The following is a 23,906-nucleotide window of genomic DNA, read 5'->3' as shown; positions in this document are numbered from 1 at the left end:
CAGGAATGACCGATCTCCCCAAACTCCATATCGCCGTACTCATGGGCGGCTGGGCGAACGAGCGACCGGTAAGCCTCATGTCGGGCGAGGGCGTTGCCAAAGCGCTGGAAGAGCGCGGCCACACGGTGTCGCGGATCGACATGGACCGTCAGGTAGCCGCGCGCATCGCGGAGGCTGCGCCCGACGTGGTGTTCAATGCGCTGCATGGCGTGCCGGGCGAGGATGGCAGCGTGCAGGGCATGCTCGACCTGATGGGCATTGCCTATACCCATTCCGGCCTGGCGACCTCGGTCATCGCCATCGACAAGCAACTGACCAAGCAGGCGTTGGTGCCGCATGGAATCCCGATGCCTGGCGGGCGTATCGTCAAAAGCGCGGACCTGTTCGAGCGCGATCCGATGCCGCGCCCCTATGTGCTCAAGCCCGTCAACGAGGGCAGTTCGGTCGGGGTGGCCATCGTCACCGACGAAGGCAATTACGGCAATCCCATCGCGCGCGATGCCAAGGGTCCGTGGCAGGACTTCGCGGAATTGCTGGCCGAACCCTTCATCAAGGGCCGCGAAATGACCACCGCGGTGGTGGATTTCGAGGACGGTCCACGCGCGCTCGCGGTGACCGAATTGAAACCCAAAAGCGGTTTTTACGATTTCGACGCGAAATATACCGATGGCATGACCGATCATGTCTGCCCCGCCGAAATCCCCGCGAATATCGAGAAGCTGTGTCTGGACTACGCGCTCAAGGCCCATAGGCTGCTCGGGTGCCGTGGCACGAGCCGGACCGACTTTCGCTGGGACGAGGAACAGGGCGAAGAGGGCTTGTTTATCCTCGAGACCAACACGCAGCCGGGCATGACACCGCTCAGCCTGGTGCCGGAACAGGGCAGACATGCCAGCATCGAATATGGCGAGCTGTGCGAGCTGGTGGTGGCTGCGGCGCTGCGTCATCATGCTGCGAAATCGGGTGACGGCGATGGCTAGGGTCAAACGCAAGCCCGCCGGTGTGCGCCGTTCGGCAGCAGCGCGCAGCCGCAGCCAGAAGGCCCGCGCCGCGAAGCGCCACACCAGCGGTCTGCTCGATCGGATGATGGGGGCATTGCCCTTCACCGAAGAGCAGTGGCACAAGTTTTTCCTGTTCGCGATCGTCGCGACAGGCATCGGTATTGCATGGACCATTGCGAGCTATGCTGGCGTTCCGGATCTGGTCAGGGCGGAACTGGCCAAGTCGGCCTCGCGCTCCGGTTTCGAGGTCAGCCGGGTCAGCGTGTCCGGTGTGGAGCAGATGAACGAACGGCTGGTATATGAACGCGTATTGGCCGAACGGGATCGCCCGATGCCGCTCGTGGAGCTCGAAGAGGTCCGCGAACGCCTGCTGGAATTGCCATGGGTGTCGGATGCACGCGTGTCGCGCCAGCTTCCCGATACGCTCAAGGTCGATATCGTCGAACGCATTCCGCATGCGGTTCTCCGCAAGCCCGATCGCCTGGTTCTTATCGACCCGAAGGGTAACGAACTGGAGCCGATCAGCGCGAAGAATGCAGAGGACAAGCTCCTGATCGAGGGTCCGGGAGCAGCGCGTCAGGTCGAGCAACTGGGCAAGCTGCTCGATGCCGCGCCGGCGCTCAAGCCCCAGATCGCGTCGGCCGAATGGGTCGGCAACCGGCGTTGGAATCTGACCTTCAAGACCGGCCAACTGCTCGCACTTCCCGAAGGCGAGCTCGGCCCGCCCGCGCTGGTGAAATTCGCCCAGCTCGACGGCATGCACCGGCTGATCGGCGGCAAGCCCGTGGCGATCGACATGCGTGTTCCCGACCGTGCCTATCTGCGCTGCGAAGACGGACCCTGCCCGAAGCAGATGTCGCTCAACGGACGGGGGCAGTAATGGCGACGGCGCAGCCCCGCATCACCCGCGTATTCGGTGCCGTGAACATCGGATCGTTCCGCGTGTCCGCCATGATTATGGGGGAGGCGGAAGGGGGGGAGATGATCGTGCTCGGTTCCAGCCACCGCGCCAGCGACGGTATCAAGCGCGGCTACGTCACCGATATGCGCGCCGCCAGCCATGCGATCCGCACCGCGGTCGAAAAAGCCGAAGGAAATGCCAACACGTCGATCCAGAGCGTATGGATAGGCTGCGCGGGCGCGGGCCTGTCGAGCAAGATTTCGAGCGTGGAGATAGCCATTGGCGGGCGCCGCATCGAAGAGGACGATATCGAACATCTCCTCTATGCCGCGCGCGACCATCTACATCCCGACGGGCGCATGGTGTTGCACGCGCAGCCTGCGCATTACACGCTCGATGGTGCGCATGGCGTCGCCAACCCCAAAGGGCTTCATGCGGAAGCGCTGGGCGTCGATGTGCACGTGACACTGGCCGAAGGCGCGCCGGTACGGAACCTGATCGAGGCCGTCCAGACGGCGCATCTCGACGTGGAAGGTGTGGTCGCAAGCCCCCTGGCGGCGGCGCACGCCTGTCTTACCCGGGAGGAACGCGAACTGGGCGTCGCGCTGGTCGAAATCGGTGCCCAGGTGACCAATGTGTCGGTCCATGCCGCGGGTATGCTGCTGGGTCTGAAATCGATTCCGATCGGATCGAACGACATCACCGATGCGATTGCTTCGTCGCTGGGTATCCGGCGCAGCCAGGCTGAACGGCTCAAATGTGTAGCCGGGTCTGCGATCGCCACACCGACGGACCACCGCGAGATGATCCCGGTCAACGGGCCTGGCGAGGAAGCGGGCGGACCGCTCGCACGCGGCGCGGACGAACACAACCGCATAGCCCGGGCCGAACTCGTTTCAATTGTTACCGACAGGCTCGGCATCGCCACCGCCGAAATCGGCAAGGCGCTCAAGACGATGGGCTTTGCGGGCGCGCAGGGTGGCCAGGTCGTGCTCACCGGCGGCGGCGCCGAACTGCACGGCATCGCGGAGTTTATGCAGGGCGCGCTGGGACAGCCGGTGCGGATCGGCAAGCCCCCTTCGTTGCAGGGGTTGCCCGAAGCGCATGCGACACCCGGTTTCGCGACGCTGGCGGGCTTGTGTCTTTATGCGGCAGACGACCCTGTCGACATCCGATCGGTGGGGCCGCGGTTCCAGCCGACCAAACGCTATCGAGGCATGGGTCTGGTCAACCGTGTCTTTCAAGCGGTGCGCGAGTATTTCTGAGGGTTGATACGCGGCGCAATCCCGCCTTTAGCCCTTGTGGATAAGGCACATAAGGCTGCGGCCTGCGATTCGCTTTGTGCCAGAGTTGTGACATAAAGTCGGCAACGCGACTTTTGAATACCCAGGGGACTCTCGATGAGTATCAATATCGGACCGGCATCTGACGACGATCTTCGTCCCAAGATCATGGTTGTTGGCGTCGGCGGTGCGGGCGGCAATGCCATCGCCAATATGATGCAGGCTGAAATCGAAGGCGTCGATTTCATCGTTGCCAATACCGATGCCCAGGCATTGAGCACCTCCGCATCCGAAAAGCGCATCCAGCTCGGGCCGGATATCACCGGTGGTCTCGGCGCGGGTGCTCGCCCGGAAGTGGGCAAGGCCGCCGCCGAGGAAACGGTCGATGAGATCGAAGATGCGCTCGACGGCGTGAACATGGTGTTCATCGCGGCCGGCATGGGCGGCGGCACCGGGACCGGCGCCGCGCCGGTCATTGCCGAGGCGGCGCGCAAGAAAGGCGTGCTGACCGTCGGCGTGGTGACCAAGCCGTTCCTGTTCGAAGGCACGCGCCGCATGCGCGCGGCGGAAGCCGGTATCGACGAGCTGCAAAAGCACGTCGATACGCTGATCGTCATTCCCAACCAGAACCTGTTTCTGGTGGCCAAGGCGGAAACGACCTTCAAGGAAGCCTTCATGCTCGCCGACGAGGTGTTGCAGCAGGGCGTTCGGTCGATCACCGACCTGATGGTCATGCCGGGCCTGATCAATCTCGATTTCGCCGACGTGCGCTCGGTGATGAGCGAAATGGGCAAGGCGATGATGGGTACGGGTGAGGGCGAGGGCGACAATCGTGCGCTCGAAGCTGCCGAACATGCGATCGCCAACCCCCTGCTCGACGGTGTGTCCATGGCCGGTGCCAAGGGCGTAATCATCTCGATCATCGGCGGCGAGGATATGAAACTGCTCGAGGTCGACGAGGCGGCGAACCACATTCGCGAACTTGTCGACGAGGATGCGAACATCATCTGGGGCAGCGCGTTCAACCCCGATCTCGAGGGCAAGATTCGCGTCTCGGTCGTCGCCACGGGGATCGAACCGGACGGTTCGGTCGCGGCTGCGCCCTCGCGCGCCTTTTCCATGCGCGAAAGCAGGGCTCCCAAGCGCCCGGTGCTCGATGTGCCGAGCGACGATCTCGCCGAAGAAGAGCCGTTCGAGCTGAACGAGGGGCTTTCCGCCGATCCCGAATCGCAGCAGCCCGGCCATGCGGCTGAAGTCCCGTCCGAACCCGAACGGGTCGCGACGGAGGCGGATGCTCTCGATCTCACGGAGGAAATGGACACTGCGGGCGGCGCGCAGCGCTTCGGCCTGACCCCGGCGACCTCGAGTTCCTCGGCTGGTGAGGGCGAGGACCATTATGACGACGTCGACGAAATCGTCGATCCGCTTGCTGGCCTGCGCAACGAGCATACCGAGCGTTTCGACGCCACCGACGAGGAGGGTGTTCCGGAACCTGCCGACGACAGGGAATTCGGTGGAGCCCCGACCACAGAGGGATGGAACGAGGATCGTTCCGCGCCTGGCCGCTCGGGCGGAAACGAACCCGGGGGCGACAGCCCTCAGGATGAGTTCGAGCTTGGCGACGAGCACCTTGCTACGGAAAGCCCGCTTGCAACCAAACCTGGTCGCAAGCAGCCCGTGCTTCCAGGAGATGGTCCGGCGGGTGACGGTTCGACCGGCGCCGGTGGTTCGTCGGCTGGTCAGAGCGGTGGCGGCAGCGGTGCGTTGCCGGGCAATACCTTGTTTGAACGCATGGCCAATCTCTCTCGCGGGGCCGGCAGCGCCGATGCCGAGGACGATGATGACGACGATGACAATGGTGGAAGCGGCGGCGGACTTAATATTCCGCGCTTTCTCGGGCGCCAGAACAACCAGTAACCGGGGCGTGTCGGTGCGGGTTTACGGCCGCCTTGCGAGAATGGCACCGTGATCTCGGGGCGACGAATTGGGTCGGCGGTGGCGTTGCTCGCTCTCGTGGCTCTGCCCGGGCATGTTTCCGCGCAGCGCGAGATCGTCCAGCCGCTGCCTGCACCGGGCGAGCGCCAGTTAAGCGACGCGCTTTCGCGGCTCGCGCGCAATGCGACCGATGTCGGCGCTCTGCTCGATGCGGGCGAGGCGGCGCTCGAACTGAACGATATCGATGCGGCGATCGGCTTTTTCGGGCGCGCCAACGAGCTTTCTCCCGGCAATTCGCGGACGAAAGTCGGCCTGGCGCGTGCCTACACGCGGTCCCGCAGGCCGGTGGAAGCCCTGCGGCTTTTCGCGGAAGCGGAAGCGGCCGGGGTCGCCGATGCGCGCATGGCGGAAGAACGCGGGCTAGCCTTCGATCTCGTGGGCGATACGGCGAGCGCGCAAACGCTGTACAGGCTGGCCCTGGCCAATGGATCCGGCGACGAGGTGACGCGGCGGCTGGCGCTCAGCCAGGCGATCTCGGGCGATCGTGAAGGGTTCGAGGCGGCTCTGCTGCCTTTGCTCGAGCGCGGCGATGTCGCGGCATTCCGGACGCGAGCTTTCGGCCTGGCGATTCTTGGCGATGCGCGCGAGGCGAAGGATATCGCGAATACGATGCTGCCCACCGGGCTCGGCACGCGCATGGCTGCCTATTTGGACTACATGCCCCGGCTGACCAAGGCGCAGCAGGCCGCCGCAGGCAATCTGGGTGTCTTTCCGCGTATCGCCAGTATCGGCACCGACGATGCGGGTATCGCCGAATATTCCCCGGCGCCGCCGCGGATTGCCCGCGCGCCGGCGCCGGCGGCCGTTCCGAATCCCGCTCCGACTCAGACGATGTCCGAACCGGGCGACCGTGGGGACCGGCGGGTTTCGGACAATGCAGGCGGCCCGGCGGGTGAAGAGCGCTCATCCTTGCCCGCAACGCCGCCGGAGCCGGTATCGCAGCCGGTCGCTGCCGCTCCCACGCGAAATGCCGCGGCGCAGCCCGTTCCGGATCGGGAAACCCCGCCCGCTTCCGGCCTTCGCGAAGAACCGGTGGTCGTCGCGCAGGCCGGTCCGGCAGGTGCAACCCGGTCGGCGACTGAAGCGTCTTCGGCATCGATGCCCTTGCCCGGCCCACCGCAGCGGCCACAATCCGTGCCAGAGCCGACGCCAGAGCCCGAACCTGCTTTCGAACCCGGCCCTCGTTCTGTCGCCGATGCCTTCAGCGGGTTTACTCTCGAACCGGGCTCGACCTCGCCTGGGTCGAATGGCGCGGTGGACATCACGAGGATCGACATTCCGCGTGAGCGAGCTCGGCCGAAGCCCCCGCCGCCTCCCGTCCATCCCTCGCGTCACTGGGTGCAAGTGGCGACCGGAAAGGACAGGAATGCCCTGAAATTCGATTGGCGCCGGATTTCCCGGAAGGCAGCCGGCAAGCTGGACGACAAGGGGCCGTTCGTGACCCCGTGGGGCGAGGCCAACCGGCTTCTGTCCGGACCTTATGACAGTGCCGAGAAGGCGCGTGAAATGGTCAATGAACTCAGGAAGCTGGATATCGATTCCTTCCCCTTCACCAGTGCCGAGGGCGAGGCGATCGACACGCTCTGACCGCCGCGAGGGTTAATGCGCGGCTCAGTTTTGTTCACAAGCTTTGCACAAGCCTTAGCGGTTCTCCCCAGCGCCGACCGCCTCGTCCATTGCCAAGCGACGGTGCGTTTCTGCATCCCGCACCATATGACGCGCAGGGGACAGCTTCGATGAGACCATCAGAAGACCGCTATGAAGTCGAGGAGGACGCAGCGCCGCTCGACATGCTGGTCGCATTGTTCGAAGCGCGCGGTTGGCCCTGCGATTCGACTGCGACCGAAATGAGCGGGGAAATCCAGGGGAGCTGGATCAAATACCAGGTGCGCGGCATCTGGCGTTCGGACGATATGGTGCTGCAGATCCTTTGTTTGCCCGACATCCGCATCTCGAAGGACAAGCTGGCGCCCGCGCATGAACTGGTCAGCCTGGTGAACGAGCAGATGTGGCTCGGCCACTTCGACATCTGGTCGAATGGCGGCGTGCTGCTTTACCGCAACGCCACCATGCTGGGCGACGATGGGTTGCTAAGCCTGGGCCAGGCGCAGGCGCTGGTGGAGATCGCCGTCGACGAATGCGACCGGTTCTATCCCGCGTTCCAGTTCGTTTTATGGGGAGGACGCACGCCTGCCGAAGCGCTGGAAGCGGCCATGGTCGACGCCGCGGGCGAGGCCTGACCGACGTTTTGCAAGCGGTTGATTGCCATTGGGGTTAGCCGATCCGGTTTCTCTTGAAATCGGGGGGCAAAACACCGATATTCTCATTCAGGAGCAGAGCGTATTTCCGCGCTGCCAAGAGGAGTTGCATCAAGATGGCCAATTGGAACGACACCGACCAGAGGCAGGGCTTCGGCACCGTGCCGCGCGCTGGCGACGCCGTTGCCAGGCAAGAGACTTTCGACGCTGGGCTGCGCAAGCACATGCTGTCGATCTATAATTACATGACTTCCGGCGTATTGCTGACCGGCATCGTCGCTTTGCTGGCCGCGCGGAGCGGCCTCGCGCTTGCCTTCGCCAGCGGTCCGCTGATGTGGATTGTCGCCTTGGCTCCGCTCGGCTTCGTCCTGGCGATGAGCTTCGGCCTCAACAAGATGAGCAGAGGCACCCTTCAGGTGCTTTTCTGGTCTTTCGCGATCGTGATGGGCCTGTCGATGTCGACGATTTTCCTGCGTTTCACCGGGGAATCGATTGCCGCCACCTTCTTCGCCACGGCGGGCGCTTTCGCCGGCCTCAGCCTGTTCGGCTACACGACCAAGAAAAATCTCCAGGGCTTCGGCACCTTCCTCGTGATGGGCGTCATCGGCCTTTTGATCGCCATGGTGATCAATATCTTCCTCCAGTCGAGCACGATGCAGTTGGCAATCAGCTTCATCGGGGTGCTGATCTTCGCGGGCCTCACCGCTTACGATACGCAGCGTCTGAAGCGCGAATATCAGTATCTGCGCGGCACCGAATTCGCCGGGAAGGCGATCATCATGGGCGCGTTGAGCCTGTATCTCGATTTCATCAACATGTTCATGTTCCTGCTGCAGTTCATGGGGAACCGCGAATAGGGCTAAACCACTCGTCGCAAACAGGAATCGTTTGACCGTGCCCGGGGCGCCACCAGCGTCCCGGGCATTTTCTTTGTGCGAAGGTCAGGCTAGACAGTCGGCTTCATCCCCCGTCAAGGGAGAACGGCGCAGGATGAACGCCAGCTTTATCGAGGAGGGTCAGCGGGCCATGAGCCGTGTTTCAAACCATACCATTCGCATAGCGGCAGTCGCCGCTGGTCTGGCAGCGCTTGGGGCGTGTGCCACGCCGCCGCCACCGCCGCCGCCACCGCCTCCTCCCCCGCCCGTGCAAGCCGTTCCGGTTCGTCCGTTGCCGCCGGGCCAGGCGTCCTACGCCATGGCCATTCCACGCGTGAATTCCATGGGGATGCGCGAAACCGTCAACCTCGGGATTTCCGACGACGAGAAGATCTGGCATTTTCGGTCCGCCTGGAATGTCGCGGCGCTCAACTGCCTCGACGCGCGGTATCAGCCGATCCTCGATGCCTATAGCAGCTACATCAAGGATTACGCGCGGCCGCTGAAGCGCGTCAACGATCGCATCGACGCCGACTATCGCCGTGAATATCGTGCCCGGCGGGCGGCCATTCAGGCGCGCGAAAGCCAGATGACGATGGTTTACAACTATTTCGCGCTGCCTCCGGCGCGATCCGATTTCTGCCGCACGGCCTTGGGTATTTCCCAGCAATATCTGGCTTCCGAACAGGTCGATCCGGAAGCGTTCGCGCTTGCCAATTTCACGGCTTTCGAAGGCCCGTTCGAACGGTTTTTCAAGGCATATGAGGAGTATGAGCGGGAATCCGCCGCCTGGGATGCCCGTTATGGTGAGCGTTACGGCGCTTCGCAGCCGGGTTATGTCGCCGTGCGCAACGCCCGCCGGGACCGGTTGCCGCAGCCCGGTCAGGATCCGACACTGCTGACCGCCCAGCCGTTGCAGGAAAGCACCGTCCGCGATCCCGAAAGCGGGGCGTCGATCCCGGTCGTTCCGGTCGACGAGACCCGTGCCTCGATCCCCGTCGTGCAACCGATCCCCAACGATGCGGGAGCCGACGATACACCGCAGGCGTAACCCGATTGAGGCTTTTCAGGCGCGCCGCCTTTCGCTAGACGGCGCGCCGCGCATTGCGGAAGCCTGCGATGCGGAAAACCTGGAACGGGGCCGTAGCTCAGTTGGGAGAGCGCGTCGTTCGCAATGACGAGGTCAGCGGTTCGATCCCGCTCGGCTCCACCAGGAAAAGTTCTTTTTCCCGTCATGCCTTTCGCGTCAGTCGCCCGGATCGGACGGTTCCCGGCCTCGACCGCCGACATTTGAGGTTTGCGCGCTCGACCAGCGCTTCCGTGCTGAATGCGCCGCAGCGCATCCGCCGCCGGGCAGGTCGAGGTCGGCGTCGCGATCGTCACCCTCTAGAGGGCTCCGAAGGTCCAGCCTTCGGTGCGGGCAATAGCGGACGTCAGCCCAGCGGGCTGCCACCGGCGCGGATCGGGAGCAGTCTTGCGCAGCCAGGCGGCTGTCAGCAGGGCATCGGAAGAATGATCGTCGATCGGCCCGTTACCACGAACAGATGGGCAGCCGAGGGCGCTCAGCGCTCCGTTCAGCGCCTCATGCGTGCGCATCTTTGCCCTCGATGCGCTGCGCCCCGCTTCCAGCGCCGCGAGGCTGGTGTAGATTTCGACCACGGCAGAACCCTTTCCGGGCAATCGGTCGACCGGCCAGACGGGCAGACGGCTGCGTAGCCGATGAAGCATGCGCATGCCCGTGAGGCTGGATTTTCCGACCTGCGCCGCGCCGACGAGGTTAAAGTTGGAGTAGGGCTTGCAACCCATTGCCGCTTGCGCGGTCTCGGTCACGCGGAAGCGGCCGCGCCCATGGTCCGCACCGTCACAGCCGAAGTGGGACCCGGTGATGCCGCCATTGCGGAAGTAAGGGGCGAAATCGGGATGATCGACGAAGGCTTGCGCGCCAAGATTGGGGTCGCTCGCGCAGATATCGTCGATCAGCGCCCACAGCGCGGGTGCATCGGGCAGAAGCCCGCCGCAGCGGGGAAAATAAGCGCCGCAATCTGCGAAGGGCAGCGCAATGCCGAGATCGAGCCCGACCAGCGTATCGTTGGGCAGGTCCTCGCGCAGCAGCGCCAGCACATCCTCGCGCGACCATCCGCGGCCCGGATCGACCAGCACTGGCGGCCCGCCACCGGCATCGGCCACCGCCAGGGCGATGCCCTTCTGCACCGGCCCCTTCGCGCCCGACCAGTCGATGGCGAGGAATTGGCTGAACCTCACTCGCGCTCGCGCCGCAGCTTGTCCCAATAGTCGAGCCGCTTTTTCACCTCGCGTTCGAACCCGCGTTCGACGGGCTCGTAATAGCGCTGTGGCTCCATCTCCTCGGGCCAGTAATTGTCGCCCGAAAAGCCGCTTTCGGCATCGTGGTCGTAGCTGTAGCCCGAACCGTATCCGATATCCTTCATCAGCTTGGTCGGCGCGTTGAGGATGTTCTGCGGCGGCATCAGGCTGCCGGTTTCGCGCGCGGATTTGAAGGAGGCCTTCTGCGCTTTGTAAACCGCATTCGATTTGGGTGCAGTGGCGAGATAGGTACAGGCCTGCACCAGCGCGAGTTCGCCTTCTGGGCTGCCGAGGAATTCATAGGCGTCCTTGGCTGCCATGCATTGGACCAGCGCCTGTGGGTCGGCCATGCCGATATCTTCCACCGCCATGCGTACGAGGCGGCGGGCCAGGAAGCGTGGCTCCTCGCCGGCAGTGAGCATTCGGGCGAGGTAGTAGAGGCTGGCCTGAACGTCGCTGCCGCGCACCGCTTTGTGGAGCGCGGAGATGAGATTGTAATGGCCCTCACGGTCCTTGTCGTAAACCGCCACACGCCGTTGCAGGAATTTGCCCAGGCCCGCCGGGTCGAGCGGCTCCTCGATCTGTGCATTGTAGAGCTTCTCTGCCCGATCTAGTAGCTGGCCGAGCGCGTCATGGTCGAGCCGCTGGAGGATCAGCACCTGCGCGCGGCTGAGCAGCGCGGCGTTCAATGCGAAGCTGGGGTTCTCCGTCGTCGCGCCGACCAGCGTCACCGTTCCACGCTCCACGAAAGGCAGGAAGCCGTCCTGCTGCGCCCGATTGAAGCGGTGGATCTCGTCCACGAACAACAGCGTACGCTGGCCCGCCTCGGCCGCCTTGTCGGCGGCGGCGAAGGCCTTCTTGAGGTCGGCGACGCCGCTGAATACCGCGCTGACGCTTTCGAAGCGCATGCCCACGCTGTCGGCCAGCAGGCGCGCGATTGTGGTCTTCCCAGTGCCCGGCGGCCCCCACAGGATCATGCTGGAGAGCCGGCCTGCCGCCACCATTCGCCCGATCGCGCCTTCCGGCCCGGTCAAATGGTCCTGCCCGATTACTTCACCGAGATTTGCGGGGCGCAGCCGGTCGGCCAGCGGGCCATCCTCGCGCGGGGCGTCACCGGTTGGCGTCTGGGGCAGGTCATCGGGAAACAGGTCGGCCATTGGTCGGCTCACATAGGGCCTTCGCAGAGGAATTGCAGCGGACTATTGCGTCTCGAGCAGTAAGATATATCTTAGAGCTATCTAAGATAATGCAAGGACTCGTGACATGCACAAGGCACACAAGTGGCGCAAAATGCGCAGGATGGGTGGCTGGCCTTTTGTGGCAGCCATGATGGCGGAGGCGGAATGCAAGGAAGGTCTCGGCGCATCCGCGAGATTCGGCGGCCCCGGCTGGACCTTCGACTTTGGGCCGCGTGGCGGCGGACGCAGACGCCGCCGGATGTTCGGGTCGGGCGAATTGCGTTTGGTGCTGCTCAAGCTCGTCGCCGACGAACCGCGTCATGGCTACGAACTTATCAAGGCGATCGAGGAGCTGACCGAAGGCGCCTATGCCCCCAGTCCGGGCACGATCTATCCCACGCTTTCGCTTCTGGAGGATGAGGGCGCGATCGCGCAGGCTGCGGGCGATGAAACGCGCAAGGCCTATGAAGCGACCGATGCGGGACGCACCGAACTCGAAGAACGCGCGGACGAGGTCGACGCGCTGTTCGAGCGGCTGTCGGGCCATGGCGAACATCGCCGCGCCTTTGCCACACCGGAGATGTTCCGCGCGCTCGGCAATCTTGCGGGCGTACTCAAGAACCGCGCGCGCTCGGGCAAACTCGACGAGGAGACGATGCGCGAAATCGTCGATCTGGTCGACGAACTGGCGAAGAAGATCGAGCGGCTCTGAGCGGGTCCTATTGGCCATCGGCGGGCAGAAGTGCTATTTCTACCTGCCGGTTGGCCGATGGGGAGGTATCCAACATGAATACTGTCGCAAAGACGCCGTGGCACTTATGGGCAGTAGGATTCGTCACGCTGCTGTGGAACGGGTTCGGCGCCTACGACTATCTGATGTCGAAGGCCGAGAACCGCGAATATCTCGAAGGCATGATGGAGCCGACGGGCGTGACGGTCGACGCCGCCATCGCCTATATGGACGCCATGCCCCTGTGGGCGAATATTGCCTGGGGCCTGGGCGTATGGGGTGCTGTCGCCGGTTCGCTTCTCCTGCTCCTACGCAACCGTTTCGCCGTACATGCTTTCCTCTTGTCGCTGGTGGGGCTGGTGTTCGGCATGATCCATCAATGGACCAATCCGATGCCGGGGATGACCGACCCGACGACGCCGATCATCTTCACCTTCGTGATCTTCGCAATCACCATCTTTCTAGTGTGGTACGCGCGCAGGATGGCCGCAGCGGGCGTCTTGCGCTGATCGCTTATCCGGCGGCGGCGCGCTCTTCGTGCAGTCGCAGGTAGGTTTCGACCACCGCCTGGTTGATCGCATCCCACGAATAGGCGCGGGCGGCCTTCTCGCCATTCGCGCCGTGCTGCAGCCGCAACGCATCGTCGGTGCAATAGGGGGCAAGCGCCTCGGCGCAGGCGGGTGCGAAGACATCGGGCTTGCCCGGTGGAACCAGTCGCCCGGTTTCGCCATCGGCAACCAGGCTCGCCGCACCCGTCGCGCCCGCGGCCACTACGGGCAGTCCGCAGGCCATCGCCTCGAGCGTGACGTTGCCGAAGGTTTCGGTGATCGACGGGTTGAAGAAGATGTCGCCGCTGGCGAGCGCCATGCCGAGATCCTTGCCGGTTTTGAACCCGGCGAAGATACCGCCGGGCAGTGCCTTTTCGAACCATCCGCGCGCCGGGCCGTCGCCGATCACCAGAACCTTGTGCGGCACCTGACGTTTGCGCAGTTGAACGATGGTCTCGGCAAAGACGTCGAGGCCCTTTTCCATGACCAGTCGCCCGAGAAAAACGATCGCGACATCGTCATCGGCCAGGCCCTGCGCGCGCCGCCATTCGAGATCGCGCTTCGACGGGTCGAACACGGTTCGATCGACGCCGCGCGACCAGATGCTGATATCATCATGCATCCGCTGCGCCTTCAATTCGGCGATCTGGCTTTGCGACGGTGCGACCAGCGCATCGCAGCGGCCATAGAAACGACGCAGGATCGCCTCGACTGCGGGTTCGAGAAAACCGAGGCCGTAATAGCGCGGATAGGTCTCGAAGCGCGTATGAACAGAGGCGAGAACGGGAATATCGTGCTGGCGCGCCCATTTCAGCGCCCCGTGCGCCACCGGGTCCGGCGATGCGAGATGCAGCATGTTCGGCGCGTACTTCGCCAGATCGTCGCGTACCCGATCGTCGATCCACAGCGGCAGGCGATATTCGCCCCGTCCCTTGACCGGCATGCGGACGTTGGGAACATCGACGAGATCGCCGGTTGCGGGAAAATCGGGTTCGGCGACCACCGGCGAATACACGCGCAGCGCGGCACCCTGCCTGAGCAAATAGTCGGCCAGCCGGTTCAAAGCCTGATTCGCGCCGTCCCGTGTATAATTGTAGTTTCCGCTGAACAGCGCGATACGAAGGTCGGTAACGTTCATCGCGGCCCTTTACGGAACTGGCGGGCGTTTGGCGAGGGGGAGCCGGTCGCGTGCGTGCCGCGTTTCGTCGCTGCATGACTATTTCGCATTGACTTGTTGCGGCGCAACATTAGTGCGGTCGGCGGGCCACGCGGTCCCAACGCCGCGCGAGCTCTCTGTAAGGAGAGAATACATGACTGCCGAACCGACGCTCAAGCCTGAGCGCCCTTTCTTTTCGTCCGGACCGACCGCCAAGCACAAGGGCTGGTCCGCCACCAATCTCAAAACCGAATCGCTCGGACGCTCGCATCGCAGCGCCCTTGGCAAGTCGCGGCTGAAATATGCCATCGACCTGTCGAAGGAGATGCTCGGCGTTCCGCAAGATTACCTGGTCGGCATCATGCCGGCTTCGGATACGGGCGCGCTCGAATGCGCGATGTGGAACATGCTCGGCCCGGATCGCCCGGCGACGGTCGCCGCATGGGAAAGCTTCGGCAATGTGTGGATTCAGGATGCGGTAAAGCAGCTCAAGCTGCCCAAGCTCACCACGCTCGACGCTGAATATGGCGAGATCCCCGACCTGGCGAGTATCCCGCAGGACAACGATGTTGTCTTTACCTGGAACGGGACCACTTCGGGCGCGAAGATCCCGAATACGGACTGGCTCGCCCAGGGCCGCGAAGGCGTGACGATCAACGATGCCACCAGCGCGGTGTTCGCGATGGAGATGGACTGGGCCAAGCTCGATGCCACGACCTATAGCTGGCAAAAGGTGATGGGCAGCGAAGCCCAGCACGGCATGCTGATCCTCAGCCCCAAGGCGGTTGAACGGATCGAGGAATACGATCCCGAATGGCCGCTGCCAAAGCTCTTCCGCCTCAAGAAGGGCGGCAAGATCAATAGGGGCATCTTCGAAGGCGCGACGATCAACACGCCGTCCATGCTGGCGACCGAAGATTACATCGACGCGCTCGAATGGGCGCAGGCGATGGGTGGCCGCAAGGCGATGTTCGAACGCGCGGATGCCAATGCCAAGATCGTGCTCGACTGGATCGAGGCAACCCCGTGGTTGCGCAACATGGTTTCCGACCCGGCAAAGCGGACCAATACCGGCATTTGCATGGTCTTCCAGGGCGAGTGGTACGACAACCTTCCCGATGACGAGAAGGCTGCCGTGCCCAAGAAAATCGTCAAGCTGCTCGAAGATCGCGACGTCGGTTACGACTTCAACGGCTATCGCGACGCTCCGCCGTCCTTGCGCATCTGGTGCGGCGGCACGGTCGAGCAGGAGGATTTGAAGCGCCTCCTGCCCTGGATCGAATGGGCCTACGAGCAGGTCAAGGCTGGATAATTGGCGTCGTCCCGGCGAAAGCTGGGACCGCTATCCGCTTTTTCCCGACATTACTGATGGCGATCCCAGCTTTCGCTGGGATGACGAGAGAAAAATCATGACCAAACCCAAAGTCCTTATTTCGGACAAGATGGACCCGAACGCCGCGCGCATTTTCGAAGAGCGTGGCTGCGATGTAGATGTGAAGCCCGGCATGACGCCGGACGAACTCAAGGCGGTGATCGGCGAGTATGATGGCCTCGCCATTCGCAGCGCGACCAAGGTCACGCCCGAAATTCTCGATGCCGCCGAAAATCTCAAAGTGATCGGCCGTGCCGGCATCGGTGTCGACAATGTCGATATCCCCTATGCCAGCGGCAAGGGCGTGGTGGTAATGAACACGCCGTTCGGCAATTCGATTACCACCGCCGAACATGCGATCGCGCTCATCATGGCCGTGGCTCGCCAGATTCCGGCGGCCGATGCCCGCACGCAGAAGGGCGAATGGCCCAAAAGCGACTTCATGGGCGTCGAAGTCACCGGCAAGACGCTCGGTCTGATCGGTGCGGGCAATATCGGCAGCATCGTCGCCAGCCGCGCGCAGGGTCTCAGGATGAAGGTCATCGCGTACGATCCCTTCCTGACCGAAGATCGCGCGATCGAACTGGGCATAGAGAAAGTCGATCTCGATACGCTGCTTGCCCGCGCCGATTTCATCACGTTGCACACGCCGCTGACCGATGAGACGCGCAATATCCTCAGCCGCGAGAACCTCGCCAAGACGAAGCAGGGCGTGCGTATCGTCAATTGCGCGCGAGGCGGGTTGATCGACGAAGAGGCGCTCAAGGACATGCTCGAAAACGGCCACGTAGCCGGCGCCGCGCTCGACGTGTTCGCGAACGAACCGGCCAAGGAAAGCCCGCTATTCGGTACGCCCGGCTTCATCTCGACCCCGCATCTGGGTGCCAGCACCACCGAGGCGCAGGTCAATGTCGCGCTGCAGGTGGCCGAGCAGATGGCCGATTACCTGGTCAATGGCGGCGTAACCAATGCGCTCAACATGCCCAGCCTGAGCGCCGAGGAGGCCCCCAAGCTGCGGCCCTATATGAAGCTGGCCGAAAACCTCGGCAGTCTCGTCGGGCAATTGGCGCATGGCAATCTCACCAAGATCTCGATCGAACGCGAAGGCGCGGCAGCCGCCCTGTCCGGCAAGCCGATCGAGGGCGCAGTGCTGGCAGGCCTGATGCGCCAGTATTCGGACACGGTGAACATGGTCAACGCGCCCTATCTTGCCAAGGAACGCGGCCTCGATATCCGTTCGGTCCGGCATGAGAAGGAAGGCGCTTACAACACGCTGATCCGTGTGACCGTGGGCACCGAGCAGGGCGACCGCTCGGTCGCGGGCACACTGTTCGGCACCGACGCGCCGCGCCTTGTCGAAATGTTCGGCGTCGGCATCGAGGCGGAACTGGCGGGCGACATGCTTTACATCGTCAACGAGGACGCGCCGGGCTTCATCGGCCGGATCGGGACGTTGCTCGGCGAAAACGGCATCAACATCGGCACGTTCCACCTCGGGCGTCGCCAGGCGGGCGGAGAAGCGGTGCTGCTCTTGAGCGTCGACGCGCCGATCCCGCAGGAAGTTGTCAAGCAGGCCTGCGCGCTCGAAGGCGTGAAGGTCGTGATGCCTCTGGCATTCTGACGCCCCCAGATCGTCATCCCGGGCTTGACCCGGGATCGCTCTTGGCTAGGCGCATGGAGGAAAGCGATCCCGGCTCATGGGCCGGGATGACGAATGAGGAACAATGACCACACCTGACGACCTACTGCCCGTCGGCCTCGAAGACGCTCTTCCCGATCGTGCCCGCACCATCACCACGGCCATGCGTGCCGTGCTCGATGCAATGGACGGGCATGGTTACGATCGCGTGCGGCCGCCATTGGTGGAATTCGAACGCTCTCTGGCCGGGCGGATGGATGGTGTGGCGACGCGCCGGATGGTGCGCTTCACCGATCCCGACAGTCTGCGCACACTGGCCCTGCGCAGCGACATGACCGTGCAGGTCGGTCGCATCGCCGCGACCGGCATGGCCGCAGCCCCGCGCCCGCTGCGCCTGTGCTATGCCGGCGATGTCGCTTTCCTGAGCGCGGATCAGCTCGATCCGGCCCGCCAGCGGCTGCAATTGGGGGCGGAGCTGATCGGCGCCGACAGCGTCGTGGCGGCAACCGAGATCGTTTCGGTCGCTATCGATGCACTCAAGGCGGCGGGCGTTGCCACTATCTCGGTCGATTTCACGCTACCCGATCTCGTCGACACGCTGGCGGAAGATGCGATGCCGCTGAATACCGAGCAGCGCGAGGCGGTTCGGCGAGAGCTCGACACCAAGGATGCGGGCGGCCTGCGCGAAGCGGGAGGCGAGGCGTATCTGCCGCTGCTTTACGCGACCGGTGCGTTCGACGAAGCGATTGCCAAGCTCGCCGCGCTGGATGCCGGCGGGGTATTGGCCAGCCGCATCGAGGGGCTGCGCGCGGTAGCAGAGGCCATCGGCGCCCGCGCCCGCGTAACGCTCGACCCGACCGAGCGTCACGGCTTCGAATATCAGAGCTGGTTCGGTTTTACGCTCTATGGCGAAGGCGCGCGGGGCGCGCTGGGTCGGGGCGGGACCTATACGATCAAGGGCAGCGACGAGGCCGCGACCGGCTTCTCGCTCTATATGGACCCGTTGCTCGATGCGCTGGCCCCGATGAAGACGGAGGAAGCGCAAAAGCTCTTCCTGCCGCTGGGCCACGATCGCGATGCGGCGGCGCGGCTGCGGGCGATCGGCTGGCGCACGGTTGCCGCGGTGTCCAATGGCGACGATGCTGGCGCGCTCGGCTGTTCGCACGTGCTCGACGGCAAGGAGCCGAAGGCGCTCTAGGCGGTCTTCCACTGGGGATGCTTGTGCATCACCCCGGCAAACAGCTCCGAATCGACCAGCCTTGCCAGCCATGCTTGCAGCCGGGGCCAGTCCTGTGCGTCGAACCAGGCGCGGTCGGCATTCGCGAACTGGCGGATGAACGGGAAAATGGCGATATCCGCGAAACCGCGTTTTGCGCCGCAGAGATAAGCGCTTTCATCCAGCCGCCGGTCCAGCCGTCCAAGAATTTCCATTGCGGCCGCGCGGTGCTCCTCCGGCTCCACATCCTCGTACCGCGTGGCATATTTGTAGCGGTCGAGATGGTGCTTGAAAGGGCCGTCATTGGTCTCGACCAGTGCGGGGTCGTCGCGGTCCAGCCAGCCTTCGGGATCGCCCTGGCCAAGCGCCCACCGCATGATGTCCAGGCTTTCCTCCAGCACCTCGCCCTCCGCCGTCACCAGCACCGGAACGGTGCCTTTGGGCGACACTTCGAGCATCTGCGGCGGCTTGTCGCGGAGCACCACTTCGCGGTGCTCATAGCGCGCGCCGCTCACGCTCAGCGCCATCCGGGCGCGCATGGCGTAAGGACAGCGGCGGAAGCTGTAGAGCACCGCGTCAGCCATCGGTGTCCGCTTCCTCGCGCCGCCCGACATGCTCCAGCCCGCGCGCCTCGGCGAGCATTTCCTGCCGCTGCCGTTCGGCATAGCGCGCGCGCTGTTCGTCCGTCCGCTCATCCCAGCAGCGATGGCAGCTTATGCCTTCCTCATAGTGTTCGTGCCCCATGTCCTCTGCATTCAGCGGGCGACGGCAGGCGCGGCAGAGTGTATGGTCGCCGAGCCTGAGGCCGTGGCCCACGCTCACGCGCTCGTCGAAGACGAAGCACTCGCCATGCCACAGGCTTTCGTCTTCGGGCACATGTTCGAGGTAATTCAGAATGCCGCCCTTGAGGTGGTACACCTCCTTCACACCCTCGGCGCGAGCGAAAGCGGTCGATTTCTCGCAGCGGATGCCGCCGGTGCAGAACATGGCGATCTTGGGCGAGCCACCCTGCGCCTCGATCTCGGCGCGCTTGGCACGGAACCACTCGGGAAATTCGCGGAAGCTCTTGGTCTCGGGATCGATCGCACCTTCGAAAGTACCGATCTGCACTTCGTAATCGTTCCGCGTATCGATCAGTATCGTTTCAGGATTGGAAATCAGCGTGTTCCAATCGTCGGGCGCGACATAGGTGCCCACACCCGCCAGCGGATCGAGATCGGGCTGACCCATGGTCACGATCTCTTTTTTCAGCCGTACCTTGGTGCGGTGGAAGGGCATGGCCGCCGCGCGCGATTCCTTGACCTCGATTTCCGCGCAGCCGGGCAGGGTCCGCACATGGTCGAGGACCGCCTCGATCCCTCCGTCCCTCCCTGCAATAGTCCCGTTGATCCCCTCGCGTGCGAGCAACAGAGTGCCGCGCACCCCTGCTTTTTCCATCGCGCCAAGCAAGTCGGGCTTGATCGCGGCAGGATCGTCGAACCGCGCGAACTGGTAGAGCGCGGCAATGCGGATGGGGAGGTTGTTCTTGTCGTCGGTCACGCGGCGCCCCCTAGCACCGCCTTGCGCGCGCTGCATCCCCCTCGCTTCACCCCTCGAATGACGCCGGATCAGGTCCCAGCCGCCCTTCGGGATCGTCGAGGGCGTCGATCCGCGCCATCTGATTGTCCGACAATGTGAACGACAGTGCGGCGAAGTTCTGCTCGATATGGTCGCGGCTGGTCGATTTGGGGATTGGGCACAACCCGTGCTGAATGTGCCAGCGCAGCACCGTTGCACTTGGCGGCTGGCCGGTTTCGCTCGCGATTTCCTGGATCGCGCCTGCGTCCATGCCGCCGCCCTGTCCGAGCGGCGACCAGCTTTGCGTGACGATGCCCATGTCATCGTGCACCTTGCGCAGTTCGCGCTGCTGGAAGCTCGGGTGCAGTTCGATCTGGTTGAGTGCGGGCGTGACGCCTGTTTCATCGACGATGCGTTTCAAATCCTCTTCGCGGAAGTTCGATACGCCGATCGATTTCGCCTTGCCCTGGTCGCGCAGTTCGATCAGCGCTTTCCATGTGTCCACGAACAGGTTCTTGTCCGGGCAGGGCCAGTGGATCAACAGCATGTCGACATGATCGCGGCCGAGCCTTTCGAGGCATTTGTCGGCCGCCTTCAATGTCCGGTCGTAGCCCTGGCTCTCGTTCCAGATCTTGGTCTGGAGGAAGATATCGGACCAGCCGCCTATCCCGTCGCCCACGCCGCGTTCGTTCCGGTAGATGGCGGCCGTATCGACCAGCCAGTACCCGACGTCGAGCGCGGTTTCGACCGCTTGAGCGGCCTGGTCGTCCTCGATTTGCCAGGTGCCGAAGCCGAGTTGCGGAATCTGGCGGCCGTCGTTGAGAGCGAGTGTGGGATAATCGGTCATTGTGTCTCCTTTGCCTTATCAATCATGCAGCGGAGACTTGTTTCCGGCAGGTCAGCCGCGCGAGCGCAGATTGTCCGCGATCCAGCCGGCCGCCTGTTCGACCTTGGCAGGTCCCAATTGCGCCGCGATGCTGCGGTTCAGCGTGACGAGGTCGATCCGCGCGAGGCTTTCGCGATAGGCGACCTCCGCCTGCGCGAAACCGGCGGCGATGTTGCAGGGCAGCTTGCAGTCCTCCGGCTTGCTGGCGCAGGGGCCGTTCTGGCGGATTTCGGTGCAGCGAAACATCGGTTCGTCACCATCGACCGCCAGCAAAATATCGAGCAAAGAGATGTCTGCGGGCGGCTGGGCCAGGCTGTAGAAGCCGCTGCGACCGCGCCCACCATTGACTATCCCCGCGCGGGCGAGGGCCTGCATCTGTTTGGCCATATAGGGTTCCGGAACGCCGTGAAACTCGGCCAGCGCGGCCAGCGACAGGCCGCGATCTGGCCACAGGGGCGCCAGCAGCGCGCAGGCATGCGCAGCCCATTCGACACCCTTGTTGATCCGCATTTGTCCAATCCCTCTTGCGCGCAATCCTATAAATGGATATTCAATGTCCAAATATAAGGAGAAGTACGATGCTGGGCAAACCTGATGGCCTCGACCGGCTGATGCAAGCGGTGATCGCACTGGTCGCGCTTTTCGCGGTGGCCAATGGCGTCTTCATGCTGGCCGACCCGCTGGTCTGGTACGGCACGCTGGAGACCGTCCAGACAACCGGGCCGGCCAATCGCCACTTCATCGGCGATATCGGCCTTGCCTATATTGTTTCGGGCGCGGTGTTGCTGTTCGCGTCGGCCAATCTTGCGCTTCGTTGGGGAGCCGCCTTGATCGGCGTGAGCTGGCTTGCCGCGCATGGGGCTTTCCATGTTTACGAAGTGACCACCGGCATTTGCGGCCCGGACGTCTTCTGGCAGGATGCCCCCGGCGTGCTCGGTCCCCCGCTTCTGGTCTTGCTCGCTGTGGGAGTGCAGGTGGCCCGGCAGCGGATCTCGCCCGTTCCCCTGCCCAAGCACCTGTTTCTCTCCATCATGCGCAAGGTCGCCGGAAAGGCCGAACCCTATCTGGACGATCTCGACCGGGCAGCGGGCTTCGCGACCGAGAAATTCCAGCACGCCATGCTGCTGTCCGGTCATCGCTATCACGCGCCTGCGCCGCTGCTGCACATGGCCCGGCTGGGCTCGACCCGCGTGGAGGATTGCGGCCCCTGTGTCGAGATCGTCCGTCAGTTCGCTCTGGCCGACGGTCTCGATCCCGATCGCATCCAGAACGCGCTGATGGGCAGGCCGGATTGCGACGAGGATGCGCTGGCCTATGATTTCGGCATGGCCGTATCCTCCGGCGAAGTCGCCGCTGCGGCCGAGCTGGGGGACCGGATCGAGGCGCTTTACGGCCGCAAGGTTCGCACCGAGCTGGCGCTGGGTGCGGCCAGCGGGCGGCTGTTTCCCGCGATCAAGCGCGGGCTCGGCCTTGCCTCGGCCTGCACCATTCCCCGCGCGGGCTGATCCCCCGCTTTCCTGTATGGGTGTACCTGTGCGAGCGGCTTGACGCGGCACCTTCAGGCCCCTAACCCGCGCACCGCATTTGAAGCGGCTATCCGCTTCTCCATTCCATCCCTTGGTCGAGTCCTGTCGAAGGACCTTGTGGATCCCCGGGCAGGGGAAAAGGCGTATTCATGGCAAATGTGACCGTAATCGGTGCCCAGTGGGGCGATGAGGGCAAGGGCAAGATCGTCGACTGGCTCGCCAGCCGGGCAGACGCGGTCGTGCGCTTCCAGGGCGGGCACAACGCCGGTCACACGCTCGTCGTAGGCGACAAGACCTACAAGCTGTCCCTGCTGCCCAGCGGGATCGTCACCGGCACGCTGAGTATTGTCGGCAACGGCGTCGTGCTCGATCCCTGGCACCTCAAGGCCGAGGTCGAGAAGCTCGAGGGCCAGGGCGTCGAGATCAATCCTGACAACTTCGCCATCGCCGACAATTGCCCGCTGATCCTGCCGATCCATCGTGACCTCGACGGTCTGCGCGAAACGGCAGCCGGAAGCGGCAAGATCGGCACCACGGGCCGCGGTATCGGCCCGGCTTACGAGGACAAGGTGGGGCGCCGCGCGATCCGGGTGTGCGACCTGGCGCATCTCGACCATCTCGAACCGCAGCTCGATCGCCTGTGCGCGCATCACGACGCGCTGCGGGCAGGCTTCGACCAGCCGCCGATCGACCGCGAGGAACTGCTCGCCCAGCTACGCGAGATCGCGCCCTTCGTACTGCAATTCGCCCAGCCGGTTTGGAAACGCCTGAAAAAGGTCCGCAAGGCGGGCGCCAAGATCCTGTTCGAAGGCGCGCAGGGCGTGCTGCTCGATATCGATCACGGCACCTATCCCTTCGTCACCAGCTCGAACACGGTCAGCGGCACCGCCGCAGCCGGCAGCGGTCTTGGACCCAACTCCACCGGCTTCGTGCTCGGCATCGTCAAGGCCTACACCACACGGGTCGGCAGCGGGCCTTTCCCGACCGAGCTCGACGACGAGGTCGGCGAGGGCATTGGCGAGCGCGGCCACGAATTCGGCACCGTTACCGGACGCCAGCGCAGGGTGGGCTGGTTCGATGCCGTGCTGGTGCGCCAGACCTGCGCGATCAGCGGTGTAACCGGTATCGCGCTGACCAAGATCGACGTCCTTGACGGGATGGACGAGGTGAAGATCTGCACCGGCTATCGCCTGAACGGCAAGATCATGGACTATTTCCCTAGCCATGCCGCCGACCAAGCCGCAGTCGAACCGATCTACGAGACAATGCCGGGGTGGAGCGAAAGCACCGCCGGGGCGCGCAGTTTCGCCGATCTTCCGGCCAATGCGGTGAAGTATATCCAGCGCGTGCAGGAACTGATCGAAACGCCGGTGGCGCTGGTTTCCACCAGCCCCGAGCGCGACGACACGATCCTGATGCGCGATCCGTTCATGGATTGATGGGAATTGCGCGTTATGGTGGAA

Annotated in this window: 22 protein-coding genes and 1 tRNA gene; 16 read left to right on the top strand and 7 right to left on the bottom strand. The window is 63.9% G+C overall.

Going from position 1 to position 23,906, the window contains the following annotated elements; all coding sequences use genetic code 11:
- Window positions 1–5: 5 nt before the first annotated feature.
- The 9 genes from L5849_RS06695 to L5849_RS06655 all read left to right on the top strand — a co-directional run bounded on the left by L5849_RS06695 (window position 6) and on the right by L5849_RS06655 (window position 9,526).
- Window positions 6–980 (top strand): D-alanine--D-alanine ligase, encoded by a 975-nt coding sequence (locus L5849_RS06695; RefSeq protein ID WP_236924926.1) that lies wholly within the window; start codon window positions 6–8, stop codon window positions 978–980.
- Window positions 973–1,881, top strand: coding sequence for a cell division protein FtsQ/DivIB (locus L5849_RS06690; protein ID WP_236924925.1), 909 nt, complete (start codon window positions 973–975; stop codon window positions 1,879–1,881). The genes L5849_RS06695 and L5849_RS06690 overlap by 8 nt, the downstream gene beginning before the upstream one ends.
- A complete protein-coding gene (ftsA, locus tag L5849_RS06685; protein WP_115416201.1) occupies window positions 1,881–3,167 on the top strand; it encodes a cell division protein FtsA in 1,287 nt (428 codons plus the stop codon). Before L5849_RS06690 ends, ftsA begins: the two co-directional genes overlap by 1 nt.
- Window positions 3,168–3,302: 135 nt before the next feature.
- Complete coding sequence (ftsZ, locus tag L5849_RS06680; RefSeq protein ID WP_236924924.1) at window positions 3,303–5,102, top strand: cell division protein FtsZ; 1,800 nt, start codon at window positions 3,303–3,305, stop codon at window positions 5,100–5,102.
- Between the two features lie 78 nt (window positions 5,103–5,180).
- Entirely contained in the window at window positions 5,181–6,767 is a 1,587-nt protein-coding gene (locus L5849_RS06675; RefSeq protein ID WP_236924923.1) for an SPOR domain-containing protein, read from the top strand.
- Between the two features lie 149 nt (window positions 6,768–6,916).
- Entirely contained in the window at window positions 6,917–7,420 is a 504-nt protein-coding gene (locus L5849_RS06670) for a YbjN domain-containing protein (RefSeq protein WP_115416205.1), read from the top strand.
- A 134-nt stretch (window positions 7,421–7,554) separates the two neighbouring features.
- On the top strand, window positions 7,555–8,295 hold the full coding sequence (locus L5849_RS06665) for a Bax inhibitor-1/YccA family protein (protein WP_236924922.1): 741 nt from the start codon (window positions 7,555–7,557) through the stop codon (window positions 8,293–8,295).
- 133 nt (window positions 8,296–8,428) lie between these two features.
- On the top strand, window positions 8,429–9,364 hold the full coding sequence (locus L5849_RS06660; RefSeq protein ID WP_234041570.1) for a hypothetical protein: 936 nt from the start codon (window positions 8,429–8,431) through the stop codon (window positions 9,362–9,364).
- Between the two features lie 86 nt (window positions 9,365–9,450).
- Window positions 9,451–9,526, top strand: a tRNA-Ala gene (locus L5849_RS06655).
- A gap of 173 nt (window positions 9,527–9,699) precedes the next feature.
- On the opposite strand, the gene L5849_RS06650 is transcribed toward L5849_RS06655, so the two are convergent.
- Window positions 9,700–10,575, bottom strand: a complete 876-nt coding sequence (locus L5849_RS06650; RefSeq protein ID WP_236924921.1) for a hypothetical protein — start codon at window positions 10,573–10,575, stop codon at window positions 9,700–9,702.
- Window positions 10,572–11,792, bottom strand: coding sequence for a replication-associated recombination protein A (locus L5849_RS06645; protein ID WP_236924920.1), 1,221 nt, complete (start codon window positions 11,790–11,792; stop codon window positions 10,572–10,574). The genes L5849_RS06650 and L5849_RS06645 overlap by 4 nt, the downstream gene beginning before the upstream one ends.
- Before the next feature lie 106 nt (window positions 11,793–11,898).
- Here L5849_RS06645 and L5849_RS06640 point away from each other — a divergent pair, with 106 nt between their 5' ends.
- A complete protein-coding gene (locus L5849_RS06640; protein ID WP_236924919.1) occupies window positions 11,899–12,525 on the top strand; it encodes a PadR family transcriptional regulator in 627 nt (208 codons plus the stop codon).
- Between the two features lie 74 nt (window positions 12,526–12,599).
- A complete protein-coding gene (locus L5849_RS06635; RefSeq protein ID WP_236924918.1) occupies window positions 12,600–13,052 on the top strand; it encodes a hypothetical protein in 453 nt (150 codons plus the stop codon).
- Between the two features lie 4 nt (window positions 13,053–13,056).
- Here the strand turns inward: L5849_RS06635 and L5849_RS06630 are convergent, their stop codons facing one another.
- The gene (locus L5849_RS06630) at window positions 13,057–14,229 is read right to left on the bottom strand and encodes a glycosyltransferase family 1 protein (RefSeq protein WP_115416211.1); all 1,173 of its coding nucleotides are present in this window, start codon (window positions 14,227–14,229) and stop codon (window positions 13,057–13,059) included.
- Window positions 14,230–14,401: 172 nt separating this feature from the next.
- Here L5849_RS06630 and L5849_RS06625 point away from each other — a divergent pair, with 172 nt between their 5' ends.
- The 3 genes from L5849_RS06625 to L5849_RS06615 all read left to right on the top strand — a co-directional run bounded on the left by L5849_RS06625 (window position 14,402) and on the right by L5849_RS06615 (window position 18,456).
- Window positions 14,402–15,559 (top strand): phosphoserine transaminase, encoded by a 1,158-nt coding sequence (locus tag L5849_RS06625; RefSeq protein WP_115416212.1) that lies wholly within the window; start codon window positions 14,402–14,404, stop codon window positions 15,557–15,559.
- 97 nt (window positions 15,560–15,656) lie between these two features.
- A complete protein-coding gene (serA, locus tag L5849_RS06620) occupies window positions 15,657–17,240 on the top strand; it encodes a phosphoglycerate dehydrogenase (protein WP_236924917.1) in 1,584 nt (527 codons plus the stop codon).
- Between the two features lie 103 nt (window positions 17,241–17,343).
- Complete coding sequence (locus tag L5849_RS06615) at window positions 17,344–18,456, top strand: ATP phosphoribosyltransferase regulatory subunit (protein ID WP_236924916.1); 1,113 nt, start codon at window positions 17,344–17,346, stop codon at window positions 18,454–18,456.
- On the opposite strand, the gene L5849_RS06610 is transcribed toward L5849_RS06615, so the two are convergent.
- The 4 genes from L5849_RS06610 to L5849_RS06595 are packed head-to-tail and all read right to left on the bottom strand — an operon-like array spanning window position 18,453 to window position 21,427.
- The gene (locus L5849_RS06610) at window positions 18,453–19,058 is read right to left on the bottom strand and encodes a glutathione S-transferase (RefSeq protein ID WP_236924915.1); all 606 of its coding nucleotides are present in this window, start codon (window positions 19,056–19,058) and stop codon (window positions 18,453–18,455) included. The genes L5849_RS06615 and L5849_RS06610 overlap by 4 nt on opposite strands.
- Complete coding sequence (locus L5849_RS06605) at window positions 19,051–20,013, bottom strand: rhodanese-related sulfurtransferase (RefSeq protein ID WP_236924914.1); 963 nt, start codon at window positions 20,011–20,013, stop codon at window positions 19,051–19,053. The genes L5849_RS06610 and L5849_RS06605 overlap by 8 nt, the downstream gene beginning before the upstream one ends.
- A 46-nt stretch (window positions 20,014–20,059) precedes the next feature.
- On the bottom strand, window positions 20,060–20,878 hold the full coding sequence (locus L5849_RS06600; RefSeq protein WP_236924913.1) for an aldo/keto reductase: 819 nt from the start codon (window positions 20,876–20,878) through the stop codon (window positions 20,060–20,062).
- 51 nt (window positions 20,879–20,929) lie between these two features.
- On the bottom strand, window positions 20,930–21,427 hold the full coding sequence (locus L5849_RS06595; protein ID WP_236924912.1) for an Rrf2 family transcriptional regulator: 498 nt from the start codon (window positions 21,425–21,427) through the stop codon (window positions 20,930–20,932).
- A gap of 68 nt (window positions 21,428–21,495) precedes the next feature.
- Here L5849_RS06595 and L5849_RS06590 point away from each other — a divergent pair, with 68 nt between their 5' ends.
- Window positions 21,496–22,422 carry a hypothetical protein gene (locus L5849_RS06590; RefSeq protein ID WP_236924911.1) on the top strand — a complete coding sequence of 309 codons (927 nt, stop codon included), beginning with the start codon at window positions 21,496–21,498 and terminating at the stop codon, window positions 22,420–22,422.
- A gap of 170 nt (window positions 22,423–22,592) precedes the next feature.
- Window positions 22,593–23,882 (top strand): adenylosuccinate synthase, encoded by a 1,290-nt coding sequence (locus L5849_RS06585; RefSeq protein WP_115416219.1) that lies wholly within the window; start codon window positions 22,593–22,595, stop codon window positions 23,880–23,882.
- Window positions 23,883–23,906: the final 24 nt, after the last annotated feature.

Source organism: Erythrobacter sp. SN021 (assembly GCF_021864455.1).
This window is presented reverse-complemented; position numbering and strand designations above follow the sequence as displayed.